Below are 9,434 nucleotides of genomic sequence, written 5' to 3' on the forward strand. Positions count from 1 at the left end.
TTAATTGATATTATTCTAATTAAATTGGAATAAATTTGTAAAATAATTATATTTTGTTTGATATTTTTTTAATAATAGTTAAAAATCCTACTATATCTTTTGACATTCTTTTTAACTACTGATAAAGTTTAATAATCACTAGTATTAATTACTAGTTAATGAAAGAGGTAGATATAAAAATGAAATTTGAAGATCTTAAAATAAATGGAAAGATTATTAATGGACTTGAAAATATGGGAATAAAAGAACCCACAGAAATCCAAAAAGAAGTTATCCCTGTAGCTATTAATGGAGAAAACTTAATTGGTCAGTCAGAAACAGGTACTGGTAAAACCTTAGCTTATCTTTTACCAACAATAGAAAAAATAGATACAAGCAAAAAAGAAATGCAATGCATAATATTAGCTCCAACTCATGAGCTAGCTATTCAAATAAACAATACAATTAATGAATTGAAAAAGGCAGCTAACTTAGATATTACTTCTACATCATTAATAGGTAGTGCTAATATTAAAAGACAAATAGATAGCTTAAAAGCAAAACCACATATTATTGTTGGATCAGCTGGAAGAATACTAGAATTAATAGGTAAAAAGAAAGTATCAGCACATACGATAAAAACTATTATAATTGATGAAGTAGATAAACTTTTAGATAAAAATAATCTTCAAGTAATAAAGAACATAATAAAAGCTACTCAAAAACAAACTCAAATTATGATGTTTTCAGCTACATTAAATAGTAAGACTTTAGATATAGCTAAGACTTTAAAAGATGATTTAAAGGTTATATCAGTTAAAAATAACAAGGTTAATGAAAATATAAGTCATAATTACATAAAAACTGATAGCAGAAGAAAAATCGATACTTTAAGAAAGCTTATACATGCATCAAAGGCAGAGAGAATATTAGTATTTAATAATGATACATATACTACAAATACAGCAATTGAAAACCTAACAGCTAGTAAAATAAAAGTTTCTGCCATTGGTGGTAATAATAAAATGGAAGAAAGAAAAAAAGCTCTAGAAGATTTCAGAAAAGGTAATATTCAAGTTCTAATTGCTTCAGATGTAGCAGCAAGAGGCTTAGATATAAAGGGCGTAACACATGTTATTAATATGGATATTCCAGAAGATTCTAATGATTATCTACATAGAGCAGGAAGAGTAGGAAGAGCAGGAGAAACAGGAGATGTATTTTCATTAGTTGATGATAGAGAAGAAAAAATAATAAAGAATCACGAAAAAAACTTTAAAATTGATATTATAGAAAAGCATCTTTATAAGGGAAATATAGAATAATTAAAGGAGCTGTTGCCACAGCTCCTTTATATTTTATGATAATTTATAAAAATATCCTATATGTAATAGATTTTTATTTAATTTTATTTTTAATAATACATATTCCTTGAGTCATAGTTCCCATAGGGCAATATACACACCAAGATTTTGGTTTATATAAATACATAGTAATAAAACCTAATATAGTAGAAGTTAACATCATACTATAAAAACCAAAAGCAAATTGAGCAACCCATGGAGTAACATTACTTAAATCATTAAATTTCCAAGGAACTTTAAATGTCCACATAAGAGTTATAACTTCTTTTAATCCTGTAGCTCCACTAAATACTAAGGTTGTAATATAGACCATATTTACAAACATAGTTAAGAAGAATATTAAAAATCCATATCTAAACCATTTTGTTTTTAAAAATTTAGGAATAGATTTATTTCTTGAAAATTTTGCTCCAATTATCTCTAACAATTGCCCTCGGCCACAATATATATTACAATATGCTTTATCCTTTTTAGTTAGGCTAATTATTAAAGGAATAGTGAAACATAATAAACCAAGCCAAGCAAATAATATGTTAAACAATCCTAATGTAAAATAAAGTATAGTTGCAATCCAAAGATAATCATACCATTTCTTTTTCTTCTTTTTATTCATTATTGAATTACCCCCTCTTTGATTTCAATTACAGAAGCAGGACATGATTTTGCACATTTAGAGCAACCCACACACTTATCAAGACTAACTGCTGCATAAATACCTTTGTAAATAGAGATAGCTCCAAAAGGACATATTTTTTCACATACCCCACAAGCAACGCAATACTTTGTATCAACCTGGGCTTTTCTAATAATTCTTTGTTTTATCATTATAATCCTCCTAATATATAGATTTTATCCTCTTGCTAATTTTATAATAATTACAAAAAATTAACTGTAACAAAGTCACTAATACTATATAAAGTGCCTTATGCAGTAGGTTTAATTAGGAGGATAATATAATACATTATAATATAATACATTGTTTTCTTTCTTAAGCCTAAGATAAGATAGAGTTAAATAAATTAGCTAAGGGGCTGAAAGAATGAATTATCACGTAAAAAAAACAGGTAGTAATTTGAATTCTGGAACAGAGAATGAACCCTTTTTCACTATTGGAAAGGCAGCTTATGTTGCAAAGCCAGGTGATATAATTACTGTTCATGAAGGAATTTATAGAGAATGGGTAAGTCCCAAAAGCGGTGGAACTTCCTCACAAAGAATAACCTATGAAGCAGCTGAAGATGAAAATGTAATTATTACAGGTGCTGAGGTTATTACTGAATGGGAAAGAGACGGAGATATATGGAAAACTATTATTGATAATAACTTTTTTGGAGATTTCAATCCATTTAATGAAGTTCTATTTGGAGATTGGTTATTTAAATCAGACAGAGTTTTCCATTTAGGAGATGTTTATCTTAAGGGACACTCTATGTATGAAGCAACTTCTATTGATACAGTACGGAATCCTAAAAGGTCAGAAACATCACTAGAACCAGAATTTTCCCTATATACTTGGTATGCTGATGTAGACGACTACAATACCACTATCTATGCAAACTTCCAAGGAGAAGATCCCACAAAAGGAAATGTTGAAATAAATGTAAGACCTTTCTGCTTTTGGCCTATTAATACAGGATGTAACTACATAACAGTTAGTGGATTTACAATGAGACAAGCTGCTACTCAGTGGGCACCTCCTACAGCTTTACAAGAAGGATTAATAGGACCTCATTGGAGTAAGGGTTGGATAATTGAAAATAATATTATCAGTGATTCTAGATGCAGTGGTATAAGTCTTGGAAAAGAAGTGAGCACAGGGCAAAACGAATGGTCTAATCTTCACACCAAAATGGGACATCAAAGAGAGCAGGAAGTTATATTCAGAGCACTTAATAATGGTTGGAATAAGGACAATATAGGTAGTCATATTGTTCGTAATAATATTATATATAATTGTGGTCAAGCAGCCATTGTGGGGCATTTAGGCTGTGTTTTCAGTTTAATTGAAAACAATCATATCTACGATATAAGACATAAAAGAGAATTTCACGGTGCAGAGGTTGGCGGAATCAAGCTACATGCAGCCATTGATACAATTATTAAAGACAATGTGATTCATGACTCATTTAGAGGCGTTTGGTTAGATTGGCAAGCTCAAGGAAGTCGTATTAGTAATAATGTTATGTTTGGAAATGATAGTGAAGATATATTAGTTGAAGTTAGTCATGGACCAACAATGATAGACCATAACATTCTACTTTCTGGTCATGCCTTCAAAACCCTTAGTCATAGCTGCGCTCTTGTTCATAATCTCTTTGCTGGAACAATATCCATTGGCAATGAATTAAACAGACATACACCTTATCACGTTCCACATAGCACCTCTATTGCTGGGATGACAAGATTTACAGGTGGAGACGATCGTTGTTATAATAATATTTTACTTCGAGAAAAAGGAGATACACGTTCAGATGAGCCTTATTTTGAAGCATTTTTTGGTAATGATATTCTAAAGCCAGAAGAAATAACTCCATTTGCTAACCCAGTTTTAACATATCCTGTAGGAACAGCTGTTTATAATAATTGTCCAGGTCCTGATGATATGAAGCCATGGGATAAAATCCAAAAAATCCTTGAATCTGCTAATAAGCCACCAAAAGAAACTGAAAATGAAGAGAATAATAATGAGGAAGAGGAAAAACCATCATATGCAAATCTTTCTAATCCAGATCCACTTGCAGTATATATTGAAAATAATGTCTATTTTAATAGAGCACTTGCTTATAAAAAGGAAAAGGGAGCTAAGTTATACGAAGCTTCAGCAATTGAATATACAATTGACAGGGAATCCAAAAAGGTCATTATTGATATAACAAATCCTGAAATGCTTATGGAAAATACAGCTGATATTATCACTACAGATATACTTGGTTATGGATACCAAACAGAACAGCTTTTTGAAAAGCCTGATAGAACACCATATTGTTTTAGTATAGACTTCTTTGGGACTTTACGTGATAAAGGAGCAATTCCTGGACCATTCCAAGTAACAGGTAAGCAAAAATTTGAGTTTTCATTTAAATAATTGCTTATAGGTTGCTATAGCTACAATTTTCTAATTTACTGCTTTTTAAATAGTAAAATAAAGGTTGTATAAGTTTTACACATATTTAGAAATACATTACAAAAAAGGAGAATAAAAAATGAAAAAACAAGGCTTTAATCCTTATTTGCCATCTTGGGAATATATCCCTGATGGAGAACCCTATGTTTTTGATAACAGAGTTTATGTATATGGATCTCATGATCGTTTTAATGGATATGCATATTGTTTAAATGATTATGTATGTTGGTCTGCGCCGGTAGATAATCTTGCAGATTGGCGTTATGAAGGTGTTATCTTAAAAGCTACTGATGTTGAAAATAATGAAGACCGTGATAGTTGTCTATATGCTCCAGAGGTTGCAGTAGGACTTGATGGAAGATACTATTTATATTATGTAGATAGTAAACGTTCTATTGTTTCTGTGGCTGTATGTGATAAACCAGCTGGAAAATATGAATTTTATGGATATGTCCAATACTCTGATGGGATATACCTTGGAAATAGAGAGGGGGATGAACCTCAATTTGATCCAGGTGTACTTAGAGAAGGGGACAGGGTTTACTTATATACTGGCTTTTGCTCAAGAGGAGACAAATCAAGAAGTGGAGCTATGGCAACAGTACTAGGTCCAGATATGATTACAATTATTGAAGATCCAGTAATTATTGTACCAAGTGAACCTTATAGTAAAGGCTCTGGTTTTGAAGGCTTTGAATTTTTTGAAGCTCCATCAATTAGAAAACATGGAGATACTTATTATTTTATATATTCTTCTATATCCATGCATGAGCTATGTTATGCAACAAGTAAATATCCAACTAAAGATTTCAAATATGGAGGAGTAATTATAAGTAATAGTGACCTTCATATAAGTTCCTATAAGCCAGCCGAAAAACCAATGTTTTATGGTGGCAATAATCATGGAAGTATAATTGAAATTAATGGACAATGGTATATTTTTTATCATAGGCATACTAATGGAACTAATTACAGTAGGCAAGGTTGTGCTGATAAAATTGAAATTATGCCTGATGGAAGCATTCCACAAGTGGAGATGACTTCCTGTGGTATTAATGATGGGCCATTAGAAGGACGTGGAGAATATCCTGCATATTTAGCTTGCAACCTATTCTATAAAGAAGAATCCCTTTATACTGATTTTACATCAGCATGGATGAATAACCAATTTCCTAAGATAACTCAAGATGGGAAAGATGGTGATGAAGAAATAGGATATATTGCTAATATGAAAGAGTCTGCCACAGCTGGATTTAAATATTTTGATTGTAAGGGTATTAAGAAAGTTAAAATTAAAACTCGTGGATATGCTTCTGGTGACTTTGAAGTAAAAACATCTTGGGATGGTCCAGCTCTTGGAAAAATATCCATTGTTTTTTCAAATGTCTGGAAGGAATATTCAGCTGATATTGAAATACCTGATGGAATTCAAGCTTTATATTTCACCTATACAGGTCAGGGAAGTGCAAGTCTTGCATCCTTTACTTTAGAATATTAACCTAAGAGTAATATAATGAATTAATTATAAATAGTAATTTAATATAATATTTTATTTAAAATATAAGCACTAAAGTATCATTAATTTATTAAAAATACTTTAGTGTTTATTTATTATTAATCTATTTTTAATAATAAATATGCCTGAGTCTTAGATGATACAGTATAAAGAATAAAAATATTAATGTACTGTGGATTCAGTTGATAAGACTTAAGTAATTTGATATCCTAAAGATAATTATAGTAATTTAAAATGTATTAGTTAGTATTAAAGTAAATTAAAAAAATTATATAAAGATGACATTACTAATAAATAATATGAAAATAGTTGGGGGAATTTATGAGTAAAACTTTATCTAATCTTGATTTAATAGAAGAATCTTTAGAAGCTGATAAAAAAGGACAATTAAAAAATGTAGACACTTTTCTAAGCCCTAAAATAAGTATATGTATGCCAATAACAGGTCCTAGTGAACACGCTATTAGTTCTTTTCATAAGCATCCATCATACTTTTTTGTATTAACCTTTGATGAGGAAGTTTCATTTCAAATGAAGGATAGAAAAATTATCACTAAAAAAGGAATGATAACAGCTCTATCACCTAATATATCTCATTATGAAATATTTAATGGTAAATTTATAAGATACATAGCTATATTTATTGAAAAGGAATTCTTTGAAGAGCAATTAGGTCAATATCCAATAGAGAAAGATATTTATTATAATGGAGATTATATAACTTTACCTCAAGGTTTTTTAGATACAGTAAAAGAATTTATGATTGAAGCAGATAATGATTTACCTGGTTCAGATAGCGTTATATATTCAATAAGTTTAAAAATTTGTCATTCATTAATTAGAAGTACCCTTAAATTAAGCTATAAGCAAGATAGAATTACTTATAGAATGGAAGTAGATAAAATAATAGAGTATATGTATTCAAATATGGATAAAAAGCTTAGTATTGAAAGCTTGGCTAAGGTAGTTAATATATCACCTTCTTACTGTACTAGAATCTTTAAAAATGAAACTGGAGAATCTATAATGAATTATTTAAATAATATTCGTTTGGAACAAGTAAAAAGATTGCTTTTAAAAGGTGAAAAATCAATAACAGAAATAGCATTAGAATGTGGGTTTAACAGTTCAGCTTATTTATCATCTTCCTTTTATAAAAAATATAATATGTCTCCAAGCAATTATCAAAATTTAATTAAAGAAGATAATATTTCTAAAATATAGGGTCAAATATTGAAAGTAAAGCTCTTATTAAAAGTTTAAAATAATATTAAATTAGGAATTAGTCCTTAAGAAATATTATAGAAATAGGAGTGAGTATAAATGAAATTATTACAAATAGACTTTAAAATGCAAGGACCTTGGGGAGAAGAAATGTCAATAGCATTTGCAGATTTAGCAAAGGATATTGCTCAAGAAAAAAGATTAATCTGGAAGATCTGGACTGAAAATGAAAAAGAAGGAGAAGCAGGTGGAATATATTTATTCGAAGATGAAGAAGCATTAGATGTTTATTTAGATAAGCATACAAAACGTCTTAATTCTTTTGGTATAACAGAAATAACTGCAAAGAAATTTGATGTAAATGAAGCTTTAAGCTTGATAGATCGTGGACCAATTAAGTAGGTATTAAAGAAAAATTAATTAAATATAAATATTAATTTATAAAAAGCTTTTATTATTATGGATAATGAAAGCTTTCTTTGCTTTTATTAAGTGCTTGTATCTTTTATAAGAGGATTTTTTGTTTTAGAAACTATTACTATGATATAATGAAGTTATAAAAGAAATCCTAGAGGGATTTTTTCTTTGAAGTAAAATCCTATTATATAAATAGATATATAATAGTTAGTAATAGGTATGAAAAGGGGAATAGAAAATGAAAGCAAATGAAAAATACTTGATAAGATTTTTAGAATCATATGATACTAACTTTGTTATACCAGTTTATCAGAGAAATTATGATTGGAAAAAGGAACAATGTAAACAGCTATATGATGATTTAGTTAATATGATTAGAAATAAATATAGGACACATTTTTTTGGTACTATAGTTTCAATATATAATGATAATGCTAGAAACAGAGAATACTTAATAATTGATGGTCAGCAAAGAACTACTACAATATCATTATTACTACTAGCAATTTACAATTTATTAGACAGTGGAAGATTAAATTCCAATTCTATAATTAAGGAAAAAATATTAAATCAATATCTAATAAATCAATATTGTGATGATGAATTAAAAATTAAGCTAAAGCCAATTAAGGAAGATAGAAATGCTTTTGAAAAGCTATTTAATAAAGAAGAACTAATAGAAGAATCTAATATAACTTTAAATTATCAATACTTTTATGAAAGAATAATTGATGGAGAAATTACTATTGATGAACTTTATTCAGCTATAGAAAGATTAATAATAGTAGAAATAGAACTAAAAAATGGTGAGGATGACCCTCAACTTATCTTTGAAAGCCTTAATTCAACAGGATTAGATTTAACAGATGCAGATAAAGTAAGAAATTTTATTTTAATGAATCAACCATCCAAAAAGCAAGAAGAACTATACAATAACTACTGGAATAAGGTTGAAAAGAATACTAATTATGCTGTAACACAATTTATAAGAGATTATTTAACTATGAAAGAAAATAAAATTCCTAATATTAATAAAATCTACGTTAGTTTTAAGAGATATATTGAAGAAAGTAACATTGACATTGAAGATTGTCTAAAAGACATGTTAAAATTTTCAACATATTATAAAGCACTTATAACAAGTAATACAGGCATAAAAGAGGCAGATTTAATAATTAAAAACATAAATAAATTAGAAGTTACAGTATCTTATCCATTTTTATTAGAAGTTATTGATGACTACAATAATCATGAAATAAATGAATCAGAGCTAATTAAAGTTCTTAAAACATCAACTCTATCAGACTCTCCAGCAAGTAATTCAAACTCAAAATTATCAGAATTACGATTAAGAATACCTACAGTGTCACTTCCACTTCCTTTTAAAACACCTTTAACTTCAGGTACTTCATTAAATAATCTTAAGGCAACATTTTCATTGAAATCAGGATGAATTAAAATTAAGTCATCACTACCAATAAACTGTGGATTAAAATTACTATAACAAAAAGCAGGCATTGGAATAGGAGAATTTCTTCTAAGAATAGCATTTTGATTAACAACATCTTCTTCAATCATTATTTTTAAAATATGAGACATAACAACATCTAAAGGACGTTTACCACAGGAACATTTATGGAAATCCTTATCTAATTTTGAATAATCAGGAAAATCAACAATTGGTGTGAATTTTTTAATCTTAACATCAACACAATCACTACATTGATTTAAATTATTGATTTTATCTTGAATTTTTTGATTCATAATAATAATTTGATTTAATAATAATTAAATAGTTATTAAAATCATT

The 9,434-nt window shown here is 28.4% G+C and carries 8 protein-coding genes; 6 read left to right on the forward strand and 2 right to left on the reverse strand.

The genetic code is table 11. The annotated features are described in order from the left end of the window. The first annotated feature begins 179 nt into the window (after positions 1-179). Complete coding sequence (locus HUJ77_RS07095) at positions 180-1,304, forward strand: DEAD/DEAH box helicase (protein ID WP_366032989.1); 1,125 nt, start codon at positions 180-182, stop codon at positions 1,302-1,304. 73 nt (positions 1,305-1,377) lie between these two features. Here HUJ77_RS07095 and HUJ77_RS07100 read toward each other — a convergent pair whose 3' ends face one another. Continuing rightward, entirely contained in the window at positions 1,378-1,956 is a 579-nt protein-coding gene (locus tag HUJ77_RS07100; RefSeq protein ID WP_291707878.1) for a 4Fe-4S binding protein, read from the reverse strand. Continuing rightward, complete coding sequence (locus tag HUJ77_RS07105; RefSeq protein WP_291707879.1) at positions 1,956-2,168, reverse strand: 4Fe-4S binding protein; 213 nt, start codon at positions 2,166-2,168, stop codon at positions 1,956-1,958. The genes HUJ77_RS07100 and HUJ77_RS07105 overlap by 1 nt, the downstream gene beginning before the upstream one ends. A 214-nt stretch (positions 2,169-2,382) precedes the next feature. Here HUJ77_RS07105 and HUJ77_RS07110 point away from each other — a divergent pair, with 214 nt between their 5' ends. The 5 genes from HUJ77_RS07110 to HUJ77_RS07130 all read left to right on the forward strand — a co-directional run bounded on the left by HUJ77_RS07110 (position 2,383) and on the right by HUJ77_RS07130 (position 9,077). Further along, a complete protein-coding gene (locus HUJ77_RS07110; protein ID WP_291707880.1) occupies positions 2,383-4,428 on the forward strand; it encodes a right-handed parallel beta-helix repeat-containing protein in 2,046 nt (681 codons plus the stop codon). 118 nt (positions 4,429-4,546) lie between these two features. Continuing rightward, positions 4,547-5,965 (forward strand): family 43 glycosylhydrolase, encoded by a 1,419-nt coding sequence (locus tag HUJ77_RS07115; RefSeq protein WP_291707881.1) that lies wholly within the window; start codon positions 4,547-4,549, stop codon positions 5,963-5,965. 339 nt (positions 5,966-6,304) lie between these two features. Next, positions 6,305-7,207, forward strand: coding sequence for a helix-turn-helix transcriptional regulator (locus HUJ77_RS07120; RefSeq protein ID WP_291707882.1), 903 nt, complete (start codon positions 6,305-6,307; stop codon positions 7,205-7,207). Between the two features lie 99 nt (positions 7,208-7,306). After that, a complete protein-coding gene (locus HUJ77_RS07125) occupies positions 7,307-7,609 on the forward strand; it encodes a monooxygenase (protein ID WP_291707883.1) in 303 nt (100 codons plus the stop codon). Between the two features lie 253 nt (positions 7,610-7,862). Beyond that, entirely contained in the window at positions 7,863-9,077 is a 1,215-nt protein-coding gene (locus HUJ77_RS07130) for a DUF262 domain-containing protein (RefSeq protein ID WP_291707884.1), read from the forward strand. The last annotated feature ends 357 nt before the right edge of the window (positions 9,078-9,434 follow it).

This window comes from Clostridium sp. (assembly GCF_021443865.1).
In the GTDB taxonomy this organism is placed as follows: Bacteria; Bacillota; Clostridia; order Clostridiales; family Clostridiaceae; genus Clostridium.

Coding starts and splice junctions, on each gene's coding strand:
- HUJ77_RS07095 (WP_366032989.1), top strand. CDS start 180: ATGAAATTTGAAGATCTTAAAATAAATGGAAAGATTATTAATGGACTT.
- HUJ77_RS07100 (WP_291707878.1), bottom strand. CDS start 1,956: ATGAATAAAAAGAAGAAAAAGAAATGGTATGATTATCTTTGGATTGCA.
- HUJ77_RS07105 (WP_291707879.1), bottom strand. CDS start 2,168: ATGATAAAACAAAGAATTATTAGAAAAGCCCAGGTTGATACAAAGTAT.
- HUJ77_RS07110 (WP_291707880.1), top strand. CDS start 2,383: ATGAATTATCACGTAAAAAAAACAGGTAGTAATTTGAATTCTGGAACA.
- HUJ77_RS07115 (WP_291707881.1), top strand. CDS start 4,547: ATGAAAAAACAAGGCTTTAATCCTTATTTGCCATCTTGGGAATATATC.
- HUJ77_RS07120 (WP_291707882.1), top strand. CDS start 6,305: ATGAGTAAAACTTTATCTAATCTTGATTTAATAGAAGAATCTTTAGAA.
- HUJ77_RS07125 (WP_291707883.1), top strand. CDS start 7,307: ATGAAATTATTACAAATAGACTTTAAAATGCAAGGACCTTGGGGAGAA.
- HUJ77_RS07130 (WP_291707884.1), top strand. CDS start 7,863: ATGAAAGCAAATGAAAAATACTTGATAAGATTTTTAGAATCATATGAT.